The 20,247-nt window shown below is 42.5% G+C and carries 18 protein-coding genes and 1 pseudogene; 13 read left to right on the forward strand and 6 right to left on the reverse strand.

Translation table 11 applies throughout. The annotated features are described in order from the left end of the window. Positions 1–40 precede the first annotated feature (40 nt). Complete coding sequence (locus tag BVU_RS18145; RefSeq protein WP_234248226.1) at positions 41–304, reverse strand: hypothetical protein; 264 nt, start codon at positions 302–304, stop codon at positions 41–43. Positions 305–535: 231 nt separating this feature from the next. On the opposite strand from BVU_RS18145, the gene BVU_RS18150 reads away from it, so the two are divergent. From BVU_RS18150 to BVU_RS18160, 3 genes are read left to right on the forward strand one after another with little or no spacing between them, the layout of a single operon-like run. Then, positions 536–1,081, forward strand: a complete 546-nt coding sequence (locus tag BVU_RS18150) for an RNA polymerase sigma factor (protein WP_012055784.1) — start codon at positions 536–538, stop codon at positions 1,079–1,081. Further along, positions 1,078–2,316, forward strand: coding sequence for an autotransporter outer membrane beta-barrel domain-containing protein (locus BVU_RS18155; RefSeq protein ID WP_012055785.1), 1,239 nt, complete (start codon positions 1,078–1,080; stop codon positions 2,314–2,316). The genes BVU_RS18150 and BVU_RS18155 overlap by 4 nt, the downstream gene beginning before the upstream one ends. Before the next feature lie 57 nt (positions 2,317–2,373). Continuing rightward, positions 2,374–3,162, forward strand: coding sequence for a class I SAM-dependent methyltransferase (locus BVU_RS18160; protein ID WP_005839350.1), 789 nt, complete (start codon positions 2,374–2,376; stop codon positions 3,160–3,162). A gap of 652 nt (positions 3,163–3,814) precedes the next feature. Here the strand turns inward: BVU_RS18160 and BVU_RS18165 are convergent. From BVU_RS18165 to BVU_RS18175, 3 genes are read right to left on the reverse strand one after another with little or no spacing between them, the layout of a single operon-like run. Next, a complete protein-coding gene (locus tag BVU_RS18165; protein ID WP_005839352.1) occupies positions 3,815–4,999 on the reverse strand; it encodes a class I SAM-dependent rRNA methyltransferase in 1,185 nt (394 codons plus the stop codon). Continuing rightward, complete coding sequence (locus tag BVU_RS18170) at positions 4,989–5,639, reverse strand: 3'-5' exonuclease (protein ID WP_012055786.1); 651 nt, start codon at positions 5,637–5,639, stop codon at positions 4,989–4,991. Before BVU_RS18170 ends, BVU_RS18165 begins: the two co-directional genes overlap by 11 nt. After that, complete coding sequence (locus tag BVU_RS18175) at positions 5,636–6,199, reverse strand: DUF5063 domain-containing protein (RefSeq protein ID WP_005839356.1); 564 nt, start codon at positions 6,197–6,199, stop codon at positions 5,636–5,638. Before BVU_RS18175 ends, BVU_RS18170 begins: the two co-directional genes overlap by 4 nt. 104 nt (positions 6,200–6,303) lie before the next feature. Here BVU_RS18175 and BVU_RS18180 point away from each other — a divergent pair, with 104 nt between their 5' ends. The 10 genes from BVU_RS18180 to rpmA all read left to right on the forward strand — a co-directional run bounded on the left by BVU_RS18180 (position 6,304) and on the right by rpmA (position 18,934). Next, positions 6,304–8,769: an FtsK/SpoIIIE family DNA translocase gene (locus tag BVU_RS18180; RefSeq protein WP_005839358.1), complete on the forward strand. Its 2,466-nt coding sequence runs from the start codon at positions 6,304–6,306 to the stop codon at positions 8,767–8,769. Positions 8,770–8,785: 16 nt separating this feature from the next. Then, positions 8,786–9,400, forward strand: coding sequence for a LolA-like putative outer membrane lipoprotein chaperone (locus tag BVU_RS18185; RefSeq protein WP_005839359.1), 615 nt, complete (start codon positions 8,786–8,788; stop codon positions 9,398–9,400). A 69-nt stretch (positions 9,401–9,469) separates the two neighbouring features. Further along, a complete protein-coding gene (trxB, locus tag BVU_RS18190) occupies positions 9,470–10,417 on the forward strand; it encodes a thioredoxin-disulfide reductase (RefSeq protein WP_005839361.1) in 948 nt (315 codons plus the stop codon). A 30-nt stretch (positions 10,418–10,447) separates the two neighbouring features. After that, positions 10,448–13,267 carry a M16 family metallopeptidase gene (locus BVU_RS18195; protein ID WP_012055788.1) on the forward strand — a complete coding sequence of 940 codons (2,820 nt, stop codon included), beginning with the start codon at positions 10,448–10,450 and terminating at the stop codon, positions 13,265–13,267. 9 nt (positions 13,268–13,276) lie between these two features. Continuing rightward, positions 13,277–14,764 (forward strand): DUF5687 family protein, encoded by a 1,488-nt coding sequence (locus BVU_RS18200; protein WP_012055789.1) that lies wholly within the window; start codon positions 13,277–13,279, stop codon positions 14,762–14,764. A gap of 12 nt (positions 14,765–14,776) precedes the next feature. After that, on the forward strand, positions 14,777–15,484 hold the full coding sequence (locus BVU_RS18205; protein WP_005839367.1) for an ABC transporter ATP-binding protein: 708 nt from the start codon (positions 14,777–14,779) through the stop codon (positions 15,482–15,484). Continuing rightward, positions 15,481–15,993 carry a C40 family peptidase gene (locus BVU_RS18210; protein ID WP_012055790.1) on the forward strand — a complete coding sequence of 171 codons (513 nt, stop codon included), beginning with the start codon at positions 15,481–15,483 and terminating at the stop codon, positions 15,991–15,993. The genes BVU_RS18205 and BVU_RS18210 overlap by 4 nt, the downstream gene beginning before the upstream one ends. Positions 15,994–16,048: 55 nt before the next feature. After that, a complete protein-coding gene (locus tag BVU_RS21905) occupies positions 16,049–18,118 on the forward strand; it encodes an HAD-IA family hydrolase (protein ID WP_012055791.1) in 2,070 nt (689 codons plus the stop codon). 213 nt (positions 18,119–18,331) lie between these two features. Further along, positions 18,332–18,649 (forward strand): 50S ribosomal protein L21, encoded by a 318-nt coding sequence (rplU, locus tag BVU_RS18220; protein ID WP_005839375.1) that lies wholly within the window; start codon positions 18,332–18,334, stop codon positions 18,647–18,649. A 21-nt stretch (positions 18,650–18,670) separates the two neighbouring features. After that, positions 18,671–18,934: a 50S ribosomal protein L27 gene (rpmA, locus tag BVU_RS18225; protein ID WP_005839377.1), complete on the forward strand. Its 264-nt coding sequence runs from the start codon at positions 18,671–18,673 to the stop codon at positions 18,932–18,934. Positions 18,935–18,990: 56 nt separating this feature from the next. Here rpmA and BVU_RS18230 read toward each other — a convergent pair. Continuing rightward, positions 18,991–19,628, reverse strand: a pseudogene (locus BVU_RS18230) (thiamine diphosphokinase). Next, positions 19,615–20,187: a nicotinamide riboside transporter PnuC gene (gene pnuC, locus BVU_RS18235; protein ID WP_012055793.1), complete on the reverse strand. Its 573-nt coding sequence runs from the start codon at positions 20,185–20,187 to the stop codon at positions 19,615–19,617. Before pnuC ends, BVU_RS18230 begins: the two are co-directional and overlap by 14 nt. Between the last annotated feature and the right edge of the window lie 60 nt (positions 20,188–20,247).

The raw sequence follows: 20,247 nt of genomic DNA on the forward strand, positions 1-20,247 counted from the left end.
AACCATTTCAACCAATTTTTACCCTGTCGCTTCCTCTCTTTCAAAACCATCTTTTTACCATCCAGCGTATTGACAGGCTGATATTCCTGTCTGCCCCGCTATGATAGGAAAATCCAGAAATAACTGACTGATAACGCTTAAGCCCAAACAAACAACCTAGTGCTTCCACTCCACAGGCAACCTTAATCTCGCCTTGTAATCCTGCCTCCTGCAACAATCCTGCAAGCAGATTTATCTTTTCCGCTTCCGGACCATATGCAGTACGGATTATAAACAATGAAACGTTCGCCATACAATCATTCATCCCTGCTTCCACATAAGGTTTTCAGCCCTGCCCGTAAGTTGTGACCAAAGTTAAAAGAAAGCAAGCCAGTGTTGCATAAAGTTGTATTCTCATATTTTTCATCTGTTTTGTTTTAACCTAACAAATGCAGACAATTATCTTCTTTTTACATTTATTTTCAGAAAAACTTCTGTTTCCATGCAGTCTTTTACCCTCTCCTGTATCTTCATATAATAACATGACAAAAGAAGAATGAATGACACAGAACTAATAGAGGGATGTAAAGCCGGAAAGCGGGAAGCTTTGGAAACCATATACAGGCTCTTCTCCCGCCAAATGTATGGAGTGTGCTATCGCTATGTAGGCGAAGATTCGGCACTGGACGTCATGCACGATGGATTCGTCAAAGTATTTTCCGCCATCGGCCAGCTACATGCCACCGACCTGCATGGATTCAGATCCTGGATCACCCGTATCATGGTAACCACCTCCTTGCACCATCTCCGCAAACAGAAAAGCAGCTCTTTCCTTTCTGTAGATGACCTGGAAGAAAACATGCAACCTGTGGACGAAGAAGATATGATTTCAATTCCTATTGAAACCCTGATGAAATTCATAGCTGAATTACCGACAGGCTATCGCACCATACTGAACTTGGCCGTATTCGAGGAAATGCCTCATAAGGAGATTGCGAAGACATTAGGCATTAACGAACATTCATCCTCCTCACAACTGTACCGCGCCAAATGTATACTTGCTCAGAAAATTAAAGAATACTTAACTCGACAATCATTATGAAACAGGAAGAAGAACCGTGGATAGACCACTTGAAACAACGGGTTAACGAATACGAAAAGCCACTCCCAGAAAATGATTGGAATCATTTTCAAACGGAATTTTTCACTCCCTATCTACATAAGAGAAGAAGGATGAAAACGATGCGTATAGCAGCCGTTTTCTTCTTGATATTCATACCTTTTGCCACTACTTTTTATTTTTTACAGACAGAAAAACATGAAGCAGCCTCACCTGTTGTATCCTTACCGGCATGCCAGCCAAGAAGCATTACAGGCAGCCCTTCCATTATGCCTGAAAACAAACTGTTACAGGACAGGACCAAATCAAAGACAGCTTCCTTGACAAGGCCGCCAATCCAAACAAGTATCCACACCGATACGGCAAATAATATAGAAACAGAATGTATGCCCCCGGTACAAGATACAATCCGGGATACAGAATCTGTACACAAGCGCCCTTCCGGACACAAGCACTTTGCATTACCGTATAAGCGTTCCGGATATACTTTGGCACTTGCCATATCTGCCGGCAATAACGGAGCAAGTACCGGCTTCATAAACAAAACTTTTTCCCGGGGAGACATAGGGAGTTCTCATAAGGATGAAATTATGTATTGGAGTGACTTCAAAGACTATTTGCAGGAATATCCATCGGACTTTCCCGATGCACAAGCTTACGAAGCTCTACTACAAATAGCAAATGACAACACGGGACGGCCCATGACAGAATATACCCATTATAATCTCCCCGTCAGCATTGAGCTTTCGCTCCGTAAATCTATAAGCAGGCACTGGGGGGTCAGCGCGGGACTGCAATACACCTATCTGTCGTCCGAGAGTTCCATAGGAGAAGATTCCAAGTGGGTTAAACGACAAAAGCTCCACTACATAGGCTTGTCCGTGAAATTAGACCGCCGGCTTTATACCACCCGCACCTTTTCCTTTTATGCCACAGGAGGAGGCACAATAGACAAATCCGTTTCGGGTAAACTGGAACAAGATTTCATCGTTCAGAAAGAGAAAATCTATTCCAGTACAGAGAATCTGAAAATAAAACCGTTCCAATTCTCCATACACGCCGCATTGGGAATACAATATAATATAAATCCCACCCTAGGTGCTTTCATTGAGCCCGGAACAGTTTTTTATTTCAAGGACGGCAGCTTTAAAAACACCATACGTGACAAACACCCGCTCCATTTCAACCTGCAATTGGGGGTGCGCTGGAATTATTAAGGAAACTTCATGCAGTCTTTTGTCCATCCTTGTATCTATAAGATAAAAAAAACAACCATGCAAAAAAGACATAAAGACAGACAATGTTATTTTAACGAGCTGGCGAATACGTCCCGTAGTTTCTATATAGACTATGTGAAACAATTTATCTCCCTCAGCCCTTCCACCCACATACTGGAAATAGGTTGCGGAGAAGGAGGCAACCTGCTTCCCTTTGCCGAACTAGGCTGCAAGGTAACAGGAATAGACCGTGCAGCCAGTCGCATACACCAGGCAGAAACCTTCTTCACCGCCTCCGGCTACAAAGGAGAATTCACCACAACGGATTTCTTCAACTTTTCCTCAGCTTCCCGTTACCAACTCATCCTGATACACGATGTTATTGAACACATCAGTAACAAAGAAGAATTCTTCCGTTGCCTCTCTCCTCTTCTAGCTAAGAGAGGCATCATATTCTGGGGATTCCCGTCTTGGCAAATGCCATTTGGCGGACATCAGCAAATTTGCCACAACCGGTTCGTCTCCTCTCTCCCTTTCATTCATTTATGTCCCGGTATACTCTATCGGTTTCTGCTCAGATGTTTCCATGAAACACCATCATGTATTGAAGAATTATCAGACATCAAACGCTGCCGCATGACCATAGACACCTTTGAACAACTTGCTGAAAAGTATGGATACGAAATAACCGACAGACAATTATGGTTCATCAACCCACACTACCAACAAAAGTTCCATCTGCGGCCACGAAAGTTATATCCTGTACTGGCACAGTTAAAATATATCAGAAATTACTTCAGCACCTCCTGTTTCTATATAACGCGCCACCGTGAGCTTCATGATTGAGGCAACCCATTTATACTACTTTCATGTTTATACCAACACTATAATTACCAAGATGTTATAACCCGTCATCTAAGCATTTTCTTCTGTTACATTAAGCTTTTTCTTCCAGCCACCTAATACAGACTCCGGCAGTGGACTGTACAGACGATTGGAATAGACTATACAGTCTACTATAGGCGACTGTACAGTCCACTGCCGGAGTCTGTACTACATAACCGTACAAATCCCCTTAATCATCAGCCCGAAAAGACTTAGGAGAGCGTATATAAAGCTTTAAACCCAGGCAGAACAAACTATGCCGCCAGCATTGAAGAAGAACCAACAGAGGGCTGTCACCCCAAAAGAGAAAATGTAAGAAGTGGAAGAAAAAACAGAGCAAATCTCTTTTTCAGGAAGAAGAAGCCTAAAAAAACGGCCTATATCATATATAAAAAAAGAAGGGTATCTATCCCAGACACCCAATCTTCATTAACCTTAAATCTAATACCATGAAAAACACAGTGCAAAGATAAGTAGTTTTATGTTATCAAACATAATAACACTACAATTATTTGCTTTCAATTAACATCATTTAAATTTTAAAGACGCTTTTACAGTTTCAAATTCTGTAAAAACGCCTTTGTACTATATATGATTATACAAACCAATCAAATTATTCCACATACAGCACCAGCCCTTTCAAATACTCTCCTTCAGGATGGTAAATATTTACGGGATGATCTCCCGGCTGGGTCAATTGATGCAGAATACGCACACTACGTCCGCTTTGTGCGGCAGCTGTAAATACCGCATTACGGAAATTCACCTTATCCACCACCTGCGAACAAGAGAAAGTAAACAGAATGCCTCCCGGTTTGATTTTCTCAAATGCTTTAGCGTTCAATTTCGTATAGCCGCGCAATGCATTGCGGAGAGCATCCTTGTGTTTGGCAAATGCAGGAGGGTCAAGAATTATCAAATCATATTGATCCCCCATACGATCCAGGTATTTAAAAGCATCCTCAGCATACGCCTTATGACGGGTATCACCCGGAAAATTTAATTCCACGTTCATATTGGTAAGATCAATAGCTTTTGCCGAACTGTCTACCGAATGTACCAGATTCGCGCCTCCACGCATGGCATAGAAAGAGAAGCCTCCTGTATAGCAGAACATATTCAATACATTACGCCCTTTGGCATAACGCTCCAACAAATGGCGGTTCTCACGCTGATCCACAAAAAAGCCTGTTTTCTGACCTTTCAGCCAATCCACATGGAATTTCAAGCCGTATTCCATCGCTATGTTTTCGGAGCTTCCCCCCTTGATAAAACCATTCTCCGGTCCCAAATCCGCCTTGAAAGGCAATGTGGTTTCTGATTTATAATAAATGTTCCGGACTACATCCCCCATCACCTCGGACAAGGCATCGGCTATCTCCATACGGTAAACATGCATTCCGGCCGAATGTGCCTGCATCACGGCTGTATGATCATATACATCAATAATCAAGCCCGGCAAGTTGTCTCCTTCGCCATGAACCAGACGGTAAGTATTGTTTGCAGGATTACCGGCCAAACCCAAACTGCGGCGCAAATCGTATGCCACTTCCAGTTTATGCTTCCAAAATTCATGATCAATCTCACCTTCCTTGAAAGAGAGCACGCGCACGGCAATACTTCCTATCTGGAAATGCCCGCAAGCTATAAACTCTTTCTTCGAAGTGTACACATCCACTATCTCGCCTTCTTCGGGTTCTCCCTCAATGCGCTGGATAGCTCCGGAGAATACCCACGGATGAAAACGCTTTAACGACTCTTCCTTACCCGGTTTCAGGTATACTTTCTTATAAGCCATTTGTATTTACTGTTGTTTCTATTGGTTCTTCCTCTGTTATCTCATAACCGCCCGTACGTTCCAATTCCGTCAGGCAATTGTAAATTTCCACACAAGCCCACGCATCCGTGGCTGCATATAGTTTCTGTCCCTCGCTGAGCACCTCCGCCTCCCAATTAGAAAGACGCTGGCTTTTTGAAATCTTCTGGCCAAACAAATTGGCGAAGATTTTTTGCAGACTCCGGTCAGCTATGCCGAATCGTCCTACATAGTCCTGTAACTCTATCCAGTTTCCCCGGTCGGGATGCACATCCTCACGTTTCCGCAACGAGTTAAAATCGTCTTTCAGAGACAAACCTATCTTCAAGGTATTACTCATCAAAAACTCTTGCAGAGAATCGGGCATACCTATCCGGTTCAGGCGAAACAAGAAACAGGTATCTTGCGTAGATATTTGCAACAAAGCTACCTTATGGGTAGTACCGCGTTTAAAAGAAGGGCGTGTTTCCGTATCCACTCCCACTATGCGTTGATCTTTCAAATAGGCTACCGCTTTTTCGGCCTCACTCTCGGTATAAATCACGAAGATGCGTCCCGGAAAAAGCACCTTGGGCATTGCTGCTATCTCGGCTTTAGTAATCGTTTTCTTTATTTGTTTCATAATAATGAATTCTCATCTTCCATTTCTTCCTCCTCGCCATCATCGGCAGGGCTGTACTTCACATCATGCAAAGCACGCATAGTGTTTACCAGCCGTTGTCCCCAAAACTCTCTGAAATGTTCCTTGCAGACCACTAGAGAATCGTTCATCGTCTCATTCAGTCCCAGTTGGAACACACTGATAAAGTCCTTCAAATCCTGATAGATATCTGCCAAATCCTCTGAAATACATTTTTTGATGGGCGTGTCACTGTACACCATATCCGGCAAGAACACTTCCAGATAATCATCCTTGGCTCCTAACACACCGGCTATAGCCCTACGTATCAGTTCATAATCTTCTTCAGTAACGAAGGTTTCGGGTTCGTCCTCTCCTATCGGCTCACACGGAGGCAACAAAGTCGCTTTCAAATAAAGCAACGGAAGTATTTTTAAGGCGGTATCTACAAAGTCATAGCGTTTCATATCACGGGCACGTTCCAGAAAGCCACAAAATTCGGCGGCTACCGTTACAAACTCTACTGTATTTTTGTCAAATATCACCTGACTGTACTTTTCCATAAACATTAAAATTGAATCGCAAAGTTAAGAAAAAAGAGATTAAATAAGGCAATAATTAATGTTTTTCATGTACATTTGCGAAATAATAAATAGAACGAAGACCTATGGCAAAGAAAAAATCAGATAAGGAGACAGAGCCTAAAAAGGTATCTACCAAACGATTCTCCGCTTTTTTAAAGAACGAAACCACACATTTTGTAATCGGATTGATCAGTGTAATTTTTGCAGTTTATCTGTTACTGGCATTTACCTCTTTCTTCTTTACGGGGGCCGCCGACCAAAGTATTTTGGATAATCAGCAGCCGGGTGAACTGATGCAAACCGCCAATCATGTAAAAAATTACGCCGGAGCACGCGGTGCACAACTTGCCGAATTCCTTATAAACGAATGTTTCGGCTTAGCTGCTTATTTTATCATTTTATTCCTGGCCGTAGTGGGTATGAAATTAATGAAAGCTTACCAGTTCCGTATCTGGAAATGGTTTATGTCCTGTTCTATCCTGCTCATCTGGTTCTCTATCACATTGGGATTTATTTTTGACGGCACCTTTGGGGATAGTTTTATCTATCCGGGGGGATTGCACGGACATAATGTAAGCAATTGGCTGATTTCACAAATTGGGATTCCAGGTTTGGGATTATTGCTGTTCATAGCGGCACTATTGTTCTTTATCTATTTAAGTAACGAAACCATACTGGTTATCCGTAAAGCACTGCGTCCCAGCTTCAGACGAAAGAAAAAAGAGGATCAAACAATTTCTGCGACTGAAGAAAATCCGATTAAAGAAGCTCCCCGGAAGGAAGAATCCAGGAAAGAATTCTCTAATCCCGGTCCCGCTATCGTAGATTTCGAATTAGAACAACCGACAAAGAAAGAAGAGGAAGTGGAAGAACAAGTGCCCTTCCCTTTTGAGAGCAAGCAGGTTACCGAACCGGCAGTGATAGAAGAACCTGCCTACACAAACGAAGAAGAGGAAGTTGAAAATACAGATGAACCTGATTTTTCAATCAGTGAAGAAACAAATGAAGAAGACGAGGCGTACAAAGGTCCCGTACTTCCACCATACAACCCTCGTCTGGATTTGGAAAACTACAAATTCCCTAGTTTGGATTTGCTAAATGAATATGAAGATGATGGTCCTAATATTGACATGGAAGAGCAAAACGCCAACAAAGACCGCATCATCAAGGTTTTACGTAGCTTCGGTATTGAAATCAGTTCCATCAAGGCAAGTGTAGGTCCTACCATCACATTATACGAAATTACTCCGGCAGAGGGGGTACGTATCTCTAAAATCAGGAACTTGGAAGATGATATCGCATTAAGTTTGTCGGCACTGGGTATCCGCATCATTGCTCCGATACCGGGCAAAGGCACTATCGGTATTGAGGTTCCGAATGCCAATCCGCGCATTGTACCGATGAAATCCATCCTGAACAGCAAAAAGTTCCAAGAAACCACCTATGAGCTGCCTGTGGCATTAGGCAAGACCATTACGAACGAAGTCTTTATGGTGGACTTGGCAAAAGCCCCCCACATGTTGGTAGCCGGCGCTACCGGACAGGGTAAGTCCGTAGGATTGAATGCCATCGTGACCTCTTTATTATATAAGAAGCATCCGGCAGAACTTAAGTTTGTAATTGTAGACCCCAAGAAGGTGGAGTTCGCTATCTATGCTCCGATTGAGAAGCATTTTCTGGCCAAGCTGCCGGATGGAGAAGACGCGATTATCACCGATGTTACCAAAGTGGTACAAACCTTGAACTCACTATGTATAGAGATGGACAGCCGATACGACTTGCTGCGTAAAGCCGGTTGCCGTAATATTAAGGAATATAACGCGAAATTCATCAACCGGCAGTTGAATCCGGAAAAAGGACACCGCTTCATGCCTTACATAGTGATTATCATTGATGAGTTCGGTGACCTGATTATGACTGCGGGTAAGGAAGTGGAATTACCTATCTGCCGTATCGCCCAGTTGGCACGTGCAGTAGGCATACATGCCATTATCGCGACCCAGCGTCCGACAACGAACATTATTACCGGTACTATCAAAGCTAACTTCCCGGCACGTGTTGCCTTCCGTGTAGCTGCCATGATGGACTCACGTACTATTCTGGACCGTTCGGGAGCACAGCAGCTGATTGGTAAGGGAGATATGCTTTACTTGCAAGGTAATGATCCGGTACGTGTGCAATGTGCATTCGTGGATACTCCTGAAGTGGAAAAAATAGCCAATTACATCAGTAAACAACAAGGATACACCACCGCATTCATGTTGCCCGAATATGTAGGCGAAGAGAGTGAAAGCAGCGTTGGCGAAGTAGACATGAACCGGTTAGACCCTATGTTTGAAGACGCAGCCAGACTGGTCGTGATTCACCAGCAAGGCTCTACCTCATTAATCCAACGCAAGTTCTCTATCGGCTATAACCGTGCGGGACGTATCATGGACCAACTGGAAAAAGCTGGAATTGTTGGCCCCACTCAAGGAAGCAAGGCGCGTGACGTACTCTGCATGGATGAAACAGACCTGGAAATGAAATTGAACAATCTGCAACAATAAGTTGTTTAATAATGTTATGATAAAAATGAAAAGAACATATTTACTGGTATTAATCCTTTTCCTTTCAGTCAGCCTATCCGCACAAAAGGACAAACAGGCACGGGAGATATTGGACAAAACCGCCAATGCCCTGCAACAGGCCGGAGGCATCCGTGCCACCTTTGGAGGGACAGGAAATGGAACCTTATTGCTAAAAGGCAACCGGTTCTATCTGAACAGTGGCGGAATACAAAGCTGGTTTGACGGAACAACGCAATGGAGTTATCTGGAAAGCAGCGAAGAAGTGAATGTGAGCAATCCTACCCCGGAAGAGTTGCAAACCATCAATCCTTATGCACTGTTATCCATTTACAAAAGCGGATATAATTATAAGTATACAGGGATCAAAAGCCGTAACGGCAAACAGGGGTTTGAAGTGATACTGACTCCGGAGAATAAACAGGATATCACATCCATCACCTTGTTCGTTTCCCAAACATATCAGCCTTTATATATAAAGGTAGAACAAAGTAATAAATCGGCAAATGAGATTATCGTCACTTCTTACCAAACCAACCAGCCGCTGGACAATGCGACATTCAAGTTTGATAAAAAGAAATTCCCAAATGCCGAAGTGATAGACTTACGATAACAAGCAGAGTTCAAGATAGAGAGATAATATAATATTCATCAAATTAAATTAAGTAAAGAAATAAGTATTATGAGTACAGAAAAAGTTAAATGCCTTATCATCGGCTCAGGTCCTGCCGGCTACACCGCCGCCATTTATACAGGACGTGCCAACATCGCCCCGGTCTTATATGAAGGTCTACAGCCCGGAGGCCAGTTGACCATCACTACCGAGGTGGAAAATTTCCCCGGATATCCCGAAGGTATCAGCGGTACCCAACTGATGGAGGACTTGCGCAAACAAGCAGAACGCTTCGGCGCGGATATCCGCAATGGCATTGCAACCTCCGCCGACCTGAGCAAACGTCCTTACCGTATCACCATTGATGACGAAAAAGTGATTGAGGCAGAAACTGTAATTATATCCACAGGTGCCACCGCCAAATATCTAGGTCTGGAAGACGAACAGAAATATGCCGGAATGGGTGTAAGCGCCTGCGCCACCTGCGACGGTTTCTTCTATCGCAAGAAAACCGTAGCTGTAGTAGGTGGCGGTGACACTGCTTGCGAGGAGGCTGTCTATCTGGCAGGACTGGCCAAACAGGTTTACCTGATTGTACGCAAACCGTTCTTACGCGCATCCAAGATTATGCAGGCACGTGTTATGAACCATCCTAACATCAAGGTACTGTTCGAGCACAACGCTGTCGGCTTATACGGAGAGAATGGCGTAGAAGGTGTTCATTTGGTAAAGCGTCAGGGTGAATGCAACGAAGAACGTTATGACTTGCCTATTGACGGATTCTTTCTGGCTATCGGCCATAAACCCAATTCAGACATTTTCAAGGATTATTTGGACACAGACGAAGTAGGCTACATTATAACAGAAGCAGGTACTCCGCGTACGAAGGTTCCCGGTGTGTTCGCTGCCGGTGATGTGGCCGACCCGCATTATCGTCAGGCTATCACTGCTGCCGGAAGTGGCTGCAAGGCTGCCATAGAAGCAGAAAGATACCTATCTGCCAACGACTTATTATAATAAAAACAAACTAACCCCACAACAAACACTATGACACATTTTCTAAGGAAGATGGCAGCTGCCTGGATTATTCTAGGCAGCGTGTCGGTGGGCTTTGCACAACAGCAAATGCCTCCCATCCCGACGGACCCTAACGTTCGCATCGGTAAATTGGACAACGGATTGACTTATTACATCCGTCACAACGAACTCCCGGAAAAAAGAGCCGATTTCTACATCGCTCAAAAAGTAGGTTCCATTTTGGAAGAAGACAACCAGCGAGGCTTGGCACACTTCTTAGAACACATGTGCTTTAACGGGACTAAAAACTTTCCCGACAAAACCCTCATCCAATATCTGGAAAGCATAGGGGTGAAATTCGGTGAAAACCTGAATGCTTATACCAGCATAGATGAAACCGTATACAATATTTCCAATGTTCCCGTGATACGTGACGGCGTTGTAGATTCTTGTTTGCTGATTTTGCATGACTGGGCCGACGACCTGACACTGGATCCTAAGGAAATAGACAGCGAACGCGGTGTGATTCATGAGGAATGGCGTACCAGCACAAACGCTATGATGCGTATGTACGAAAAAGCCCTCCCTACCCTTTATCCGGAAAGTAAATATGCCTATAGGCTTCCCATCGGCATTATGGAAGTAGTAGACAATTTCCCTTATCAGGCATTACGCGATTATTATGAAAAATGGTATCGTCCGGACCAACAGGGTATTGTCGTAGTAGGCGATATAGATGTAGACAAGATTGAGGCAAAGATTAAGAAGATATTCTCTCCTATTAAAATGCCAGACAACCCGGCAGAACGAGAATACTTCCAAGTTCCCGACAATAAGGAAACTATTGTAGCAATAGAAACAGATAAAGAACAGGCAAACCCAGTAGCTTATTTATGCTACAAACATGAAGCTATTCCTAATGAACAAAAGGGAAACATGGATTATCTGGTAGTGAACTACATGAAATCCATGATAGAAAATATGTTGAACGCCCGTCTGAACGAACTGACCCAAACAGCCAATCCTCCTTTCATCTTCGCTCAAGTCAGCGACCAAGAATTCCTGATTTCCAAAACAAAAGATGCCTTTACAGGAATAGTAGCAAGCAAGGAAGATGGAATTGACAGTGCAATAACCGCCATTGTACGCGAAATTGAACGGGTCCATAAATTTGGTTTCACCGCGTCCGAATATGCCCGCGCCAAAGCGGATTATCTGCGTATGCTGGAATCTGCATACAACGAACGCAATAAAGTGAAAAACGGTGCATACGTGGATGAATATGTACGCCACTTCATTGACAACGAACCGATTCCAGGTATTGAAAATGAATATGCCATTATGAATCAGATCGTCCCCAACCTGTCTGTGGAAATGGTAAACAGTCTGATCCCGGCCTTGGTTACCGACAGCAATCTGGTAGTAAATGTATTCTTCCCAGAAAAGGAAGGATTGAAAGTTCCATCCAAGGAAGAAATTTTGGCTGCTGTCAATAAGGTAAAAGCTGAAACACTGACTGCTTATGAAGACAAAGTTTCTGATGAACCTTTGATTTCTGAAAAGCCCCAAGGTGGAAAGATTACAAAACAGGAAAATGGTCCGTTCGGTTCTACTATCCTGACTCTATCCAATGGAGTACGCGTTATCTTAAAGTCGACCGATTTCAAAGCGGATGAAATCAGAATGAGAGCTTTCAGTCCGGGTGGCAGTTCCTTGTTCCCGAATGATGAAATTATCAATATCAATGTCATGAATGATGTGGCAAGTATCGGCGGTTTGGGTAACTTCAGCAATGTTGATCTGGAGAAAGTATTGGCAGGTAAAAAAGCGAGTGTAAGTGCTTCTGTCGGTGGCAATACAGAGGGGCTGAGCGGAAGCTGCTCACCCAAAGATTTTGAGACCTTGATGCAATTAGTCTATTTGTCATTCACGGCTCCACGAATGGACAATGATGCATTCACTTCATTCAAGAACCGTCTGCAAGCATCTTTGGCAAATCAAGAGGCCAACCCCATGACTGCCTTACAGGATACATTGCAAAAAGCCCTCTATATGGGACATCCGCGTACTATCCGTATGAAAGCCGATATGGTGGACAAGATTGACTATGCCAAAGTTATGGAGATGTACAAAGACCGTTTCAAAGACGCCAGCGACTTTACTTTCATCTTTGTAGGAAACATCAAACCGGAAGAAGTAGAGCCGTTAATTGCAACTTATCTGGGAGCTTTGCCTTCTGTCAACCGCAAGGAAACCTTCCGTGACAATCACATTGATATGCGCCAAGGCGACTATAAGAACATTTTCAGCAAAAAACTGGAAACGCCCAAAGCCTCTGTACTGGTTATCAACAATGGTAAATGTGCATATACTCTGAAAAACCAAATCATGATGAGTATGCTTTCACAGATACTGAATATCATGTATACCGAAAGTGTGCGTGAAAAAGAAGGCGGTACGTACGGAGTAAGCGCATTCGGCAGTCTGACCAAATATCCAAAAGAGAAAGCGGTTCTGCAAATCTATTTCGATACCGATCCTGCCAAACGTGCCAAAATGACGGATATCATTTTGAATGAACTGAATCAGTTTGTCGACCAAGGACCGTCTGCCGAAAATTTGAACAAGGTAAAAGAATTCATGCTGAAGAAATACAAGGAAAATGCCAAAGAAAACAGTTATTGGGTAAATATACTGGGTGAATATTTCTGGGAAGGAACAGATATGAACACCGGCTACACAAATACCGTAAACAGCATTACCGCTAAAGATCTGCAAGAATTTACCAAAGCCTTGTTGGAACAGAATAACCGTGTAGAAGTAAGCATGACCTCGGAAGAAACAAAATAATCCAAGCCTATGCTTCTATCTATTATAAGACAGAATCAAAAACTTGCGGCCAAGCGGAATCCTGCATTTGACAGGAACCGCTTCGCCAAGTTTTTAATTTACTTTATGGTCGCTTTTTGGGCAGCATACCTCATCTTTATCGGGGTCATGCTGTCCTTTGCTTTTGAAGATATCTTTCCCAGCATGGAACCTTACCATATTATGAACCAAGGATTGATTTATCTTCTGATACTTGATTTCCTGTTACGCTTCATGCTCCAACCGGCCATGTCGCAAGAGATCAAGCCCTATCTGCTTATGCCGGTAAAAAAGAATAAGCTGGTGGATACCCTGTTACTACAATCCGGAATCAGCAGTTACAATTTCTTCTGGTTTTTCCTGATCATACCTTTTGCTCTGCTTACGATTATCCGTTTCTACGGACTCACGGGCATCCTATGCTATCTGTGCGGCATTTGGCTTCTGATGGTTATGAACAGTTATTGGTATTTGATATGCAAAACTTTACTGAATGAGAAACTGCTTTATATACTTCTCCCGATCGGAGTATACGGATTATTAGCGGGAACTGAATTTATTCCCGAAGGAAACCCGGTTTCCACGTTCATGATGAATTTGGGAGAAGGATTTATAGAAGGAAACATACTCGCCTTTCTAGGTGTCATAGCAGCCATTCTGTTACTTCTGCTAGTAAATCGCAAGCTACAGCTACACTTCATCTATAATGAAATAGCCAAAGTGGAAGACACCAAGATGAAGCATGTATCCGAATATAAATTCCTGGACCGCTATGGTGACGTAGGTGAATATCTACGTCTGGAACTAAAACTGTGTTTCCGTAACAAAACCGTAAAGACACAATTCCGCATGGGATTTATCATCATGCTGGCTTTTTCGGCACTGATTGCCTTCACGGATGTGTATGACGGAACAGGAATGATAAATTTTATCTGCATATACAATTTTGCCATTTTAAGTATCATGACCCTGGGGCAAGTGATGTCTTTTGAGGGCAACTATCTGGATGGTCTTATGAGCCGTAAGGAATCTATCTATAACTTGCTTCGTGCCAAGTATTACCTGAACTGCATCATCGTGTTCATCCCTTTCCTGATTATGATGATCCCTGTAGCTAAGGGCAAGATACCCTTCCTCATGGCTCTATCCTATATGCTGTTTACAACAGGATTCGTATTCGCCATGATGCTGCAACTGGCTGTGTACAATAAAAAGACACTCCCGTTAAACGCCAATGTCATGCGAAGCAATCGGGGAAGTTCCTTATTCCAGACCATTATCATCTCATGTGCTTTTTTCCTGCCCTTGATTATCAACAAAGCTCTGACAGCTTTCTTTGAACAGGATACAGCCTGCATCATCATGATGATTATAGGGTTGTTACTGATTGCAACCCACAATATTTGGATAAAAAATATCTATAACCGTTTCATGAAGCGCCGTTATGAGAATATGGAAGGCTTCCGTGACTCACGTTAAAACGAATTGCGTATGAATATCATAATAAACCAATTACAAAAGAACTTTGGCCCGAAAGTGGCTGTAGACATAGAAAATTACTCCATTCAAAGCGGTAACATGTTGGGACTGGTGGGCAATAACGGAGCAGGAAAAACGACCCTGTTCCGCCTGATGCTGGACTTGCTGAAAGCCGACGGAGGCAGTGTACATATCGGAAACATCGATGTGAGCCGGAGTGAGGAATGGAAAAATATAACGGGAGCTTTCATTGACGAAGGTTTCCTGATAGATTATCTTACCCCCGAAGAATATTTCTACTTTGTAGGAAAAATGTACGGACTAACAAAAGAAGAAGTAGATAAACGTGTCGCTAGGTTTGAACGTTTTATGAATGGCGAAGTCATCGGACAAAAAAAACTGATTCGTAACTATTCGGCAGGCAACAAACAGAAAATAGGTATCATTTCGGCTATGCTGCACCAACCGCAGGTACTGGTTCTAGATGAACCGTTCAACTTTCTGGACCCTAGTTCGCAGTCCATTATCAAGCATTTACTGAAAGCTTATAATGAAGAAACCGGAGCCACCATACTGGTATCCAGCCATAATCTGAACCACACAGTAGATATATGCCCACGCATCGCTCTGTTGGAAAACGGAAAGATTATCCGAGATATTGACAATAAAGGGAATTCCGCCGAAAAGGAATTAGAGGACTATTTTAATGTAACAGAATGAAAAAACTACTATTCCATTTGCTGGTATTAGGTACACTGGCCATGTTGTTGGTTTCATGCGGTACCTCTGCCCCACGTTATAACTACAAAGAACTGACGCGTGCCTCCATCCGTCTGAATATGGATATTGACATGAAAGACAATCACCAACTGTACGTAGAATCAGCAGCATGGCTGGGAGTCCCCTACCGTGGCGGTGGTAACAGCAAACGGGGAGTGGACTGTTCCGGACTGACTTCACATTTATATAAAAAGGTATACCACAAAAAATTGAAACGTAATTCGGATGACCAACGTACCCAAGATTGCCATAAAGTAAGTAAGAGAAACTTGCGCGAAGGAGATTTGGTATTCTTCCATAACGGCAGAAAAAAACGGATTGCCAGTCATGTAGGTATTTATTTGAAAGATAATAAGTTCATCCATGCCAGTACCAGCCGGGGAGTCATAATCAGCAGCCTGAATGAAGATTATTACCATAAACACTGGTTAAGTGGAGGCCGTCCTTGACAAGATCCTTGCGGACAATATATTCATTACACTAAAATGAATTTAATTTGAAAGAATGAAATACACAACATACCTTTTTGATTTTGATTACACACTAGCCGATTCTTCACGCGGCATCGTTATCTGCTTTCGTAATGTACTGGAACGCCATGGGCATACGGGCATCAGTGATGAAGCCATAAAACGCACCATTGGAAAAACACTGGAAGATTCATTCAGTATTTTGAGCGGAATCACTACTCCCGAAACATTAGCCGAATATAAAAAAGAATATGTAAAGGAAGCAGATACATACATGACTGTCAACACTTTCTTTTTTCCTGAAACGGTTACCGTGCTGAAAACACTGAAAAGCCAAGGTGCCCAAATAGGTATCATTTCCACTAAATTCCGTTTTCGTATCCGCGAAATGGTAGACCAACATTTTCCGAAAGATTTTTTTGACATTATTATCGGAGGAGAGGATGTAAAGCAAGCCAAGCCAGATCCCCAAGGTATAAAAAAAGCACTACGCCGGCTGCATCGCCGGAAAAGCGAAACACTCTACATCGGTGACAGCACAGTGGACGCAGAAACCGCCCAAGCAGCCAAAGTAGACTTCGTAGGTGTGCTCAATGGCATGACAACCCGCGAAGAACTGATGGTCTACCCACACCGGCAAATACTAGACAATCTTTCGTTACTTCCATTAATTCATAAATTCACCCCTTACGAACCAGACAAACATTTTCCGGAAAAGTTCTTTTATTCTTCCTGTTTTCCCCAAAAAATAGTAGCCTTCTACAAACTGCTCCATCAAAAACAAATAAGAGGGAAACATGAAATAAAAGAAAATCCGACATGTTGCGTCTGTAAGAACTGCAGAAACACGTTTCAAGGAAATTATTGTCCCCATTGCGGACAAAACCGCCACACGCCACGTTTTACCATACGAAATGCCTTTCAGAATATTTTAAGTGGGTTCTTTAACATAGACCATGGTTTCAGCCGTAACCTGATAGAACTACTCTACCGACCAGGATACATGATACGGGATTATCTGAAGGGAAAACGTGTACATTACTATAAACCATTTCAAACCTTGTTCGTTCTGGCTGCTCTATACATCATGGGCGTACAACTCATTGACCCGGCAGCGATAAAACTATCGGAAAAGGAAATGGAAGAAGAGCCTACTATCGCCAGCCTGATGGACGACATCAAGTACCAACAGGAACAGACATCAGACAGTTGTACCAAATATTATCTAGAACAAAGTATTACCTATGCAGACAGTGCACAGTGGGCCCAAACTCACAGTTTATCAGAATCAATACAAGCACAAATCGATGCAAAATTCAGCAATCAAGACCCCAATGAGCTAAAAAAAGAAATAAGCAAACAAATAAAAAAGGAGCTTAAACAAAAAATAAAAGCAAAAAACGGCGAGATTGATGACTGGAGAGGTCTGATGAAAGAAATTGGTACGACTTTGGCAAGACAAGATAGCTTACGGATGGCCACTTTAGGAAGAGAAGCCAACAAACAAGACTCAACCATATCGGAAATAAGAAAAAACATATTGGCAAACATGGCCCAACAAGATAATCCCTATGAAGATCAAGATATCTGGAATGATTTGAGCGAAGCCGGAAGTGAAATGAAAAATGTCTTTAACGAAATGACTAACAATTATTTCACAGAAAATAGCTTTCTCTCTGCAGTCGGTAACCTGATGAAAAGTTGGATACATGGCAACAAAGCCTTCAGCATCCTTGCTCTGCTCCCTCTTTTTACAATAAGCACCCGGTTAAGCTTCTGCCGGACCTCTATCGGACGTAGACTAAATCTGACGGAAAACTTTTTTGCACAAGTTTATATAGCCTGCCAAATCTTATGGATTTCTTTACTGATCCTGCCATTTACCGGAACAGCACATTTGAATGATATTTTTGATTTAAGTTACAAAGCAATCTTTATATTATTTGTCTGGGATTACCGCCAACTGTTCGGACTTTCCTGGTGGAAAAGCTTCTGCCGTACAATAATCATGTTTTGGTATTGCTTTTTGGGACTGTTGCTAGTCTGTTCTATCATTATAGGCATCATTGTATTGATAGCCTATATTATACAATGGGGTAAATAAAAGTACAATCACACAAACCTTATTTATACAATCGCGCATCCACAAAATGCAATATGAATAAAAACATTGAGTACAAGAAAAAAGAAGATGGTTTTTCTTTGCAGATATAAATAAATATAGTAATTTTGTGCCCGATTTAGTCCGATGAGGTAGAAAAGTGAAGGCAGTGATGCATTCCACCTTACGGAGAAAACCGTTTAATATTATAAAAAGATGTACGTAATTGTAGAAATTAACGGTCAGCAGTTCAAAGCTGAAGAAGGCAAAAAACTGTTTGTACACCACATTCAGAACGCAGAAAACGGCGCAACTGTTGAATTTGAAAAAGTATTGTTGGTAGACAACAATGGAACAGTAACTGTAGGTGCTCCTACTGTAGAAGGTGCCAAGGTAGTTTGTGAAGTAGTATCTCCGCTGGTAAAAGGCGACAAAGTACTTGTATTCCACAAAAAGAGAAGAAAAGGTTATAGAAAACTGAACGGTCACCGCCAGCAGTTTACAGAGTTAACTATTAAACAAGTTATTGCTTAATCATTTAAAATTTAAGAAGAAATGGCACATAAAAAAGGTGTAGGTAGTTCTAAGAACGGCCGTGAATCAGCAAGTAAGAGATTAGGCGTTAAGATATTTGGTGGACAGGCTTGTAAAGCAGGTAACATCATTGTTCGTCAGAGAGGTACAGAATTCCATCCGGGTGAAAACATCGGTATGGGACGTGACCATACTCTTTTCGCTTTAGTAGATGGTACAGTATGTTTCAAAGTAGGTCGCAATGACAGAAGATCTGTTTCTGTTGTTCCGGCTGTAGAAGCATAATCAGTTACAAAATAAAAAAATTGAAAGACTCTTCATTCCTTGAAGAGTCTTTTCTTTTAGAATACCCTGAACACTAAAACCTTACCTTCAGTCCGGATTATAAAATGCCTGGCCAATGCCTCATTCAAAAAGTCCCTTGCCACCAATTGGTAAACACAGACAAAGGATAAGCCAACCCTTCGGCAGATAAAGCCGTACTATTCATATTAAAAACAGAAATCTGCTGACCGATATAAGATTCAAACATACTGTCCTCCCTTATGGGAACAAAAATACCATAATCAGTCATCATACTAACCTCCGCCTGCTCCATATAATCCGCCAGCAAGCTGACATTCCCTATTGTATGATCTTCTCTTTTTCCTGTAGCCCCCATGATAGTAATACGCTTCCTCTCCTGTGACAGGCAGAAGCGAAATGCCTTACTCAAATCATTTGTTTCCTGCTCTGCCTCACTATGAATCAACGAAGCATATCGCTCTTTAATATCCGGCAATAAAGAATCGCCATCGCCAACAATGGCTTCCGGCATTCTACCTGAACGAATATAAGTATTTGCTGCCCCGTCACAACAAACCACATAAGGACACTGCCTCAACCACTCCAGTGCCAACGGATGGGAAGGGAAATCACCATCAGCCAGAATAATTGTTTCCGGCACGTCACATCCTATCGGTAATTTATACTCTTTCATAAGATAAATTCATTAATTGTTTCCACTTCAAATAACCGAAACAAGCGATTACCGCATAAAGTCCATACAAAAAAGAAGTGAAATATAAATCTTTGTAAACATAGATACCACAAGAAACAGCATCAACAACCAGCCATGCCAACCATTGTTCCACATATTTATGTGCAAGCATCCACATGGCAATAATACTAAGTGCTGTTGTAAAACTATCCCACCAGGGCACCGTACTATCTGTACAAGTTTCGAGAATAATCCCTATCAGCACAAACACCACAAGCAGCACAACAAACATAGGCAACAGCAGCTTAGACGGTGTGCCGGAAACAGGCTTCTCCCCTTTATCCGGCGTATGGCGCAACCACATCCACCAACCATAAATTCCAGCCAACAAATAATAGATGCTGATAACAGAATCGGCATACAGACCCACTTGATAATAAACAACTATATAAATGGCAGGCATAATGACACTGACCGGCCACAACCAAATGCTCGCCCTATATTCAAACCATAAATAAAGCAGACCGATTAAAGCGCCCGCTATCTCAAGATAATTCATCTTTCTTACTTTTCATTTTCTAATCCGGATGCAAAAGTAACGAATAACTCATACACCTTA

Source organism: Phocaeicola vulgatus ATCC 8482 (assembly GCF_000012825.1).
Taxonomy (GTDB): Bacteria; Bacteroidota; Bacteroidia; order Bacteroidales; family Bacteroidaceae; genus Phocaeicola; species Phocaeicola vulgatus.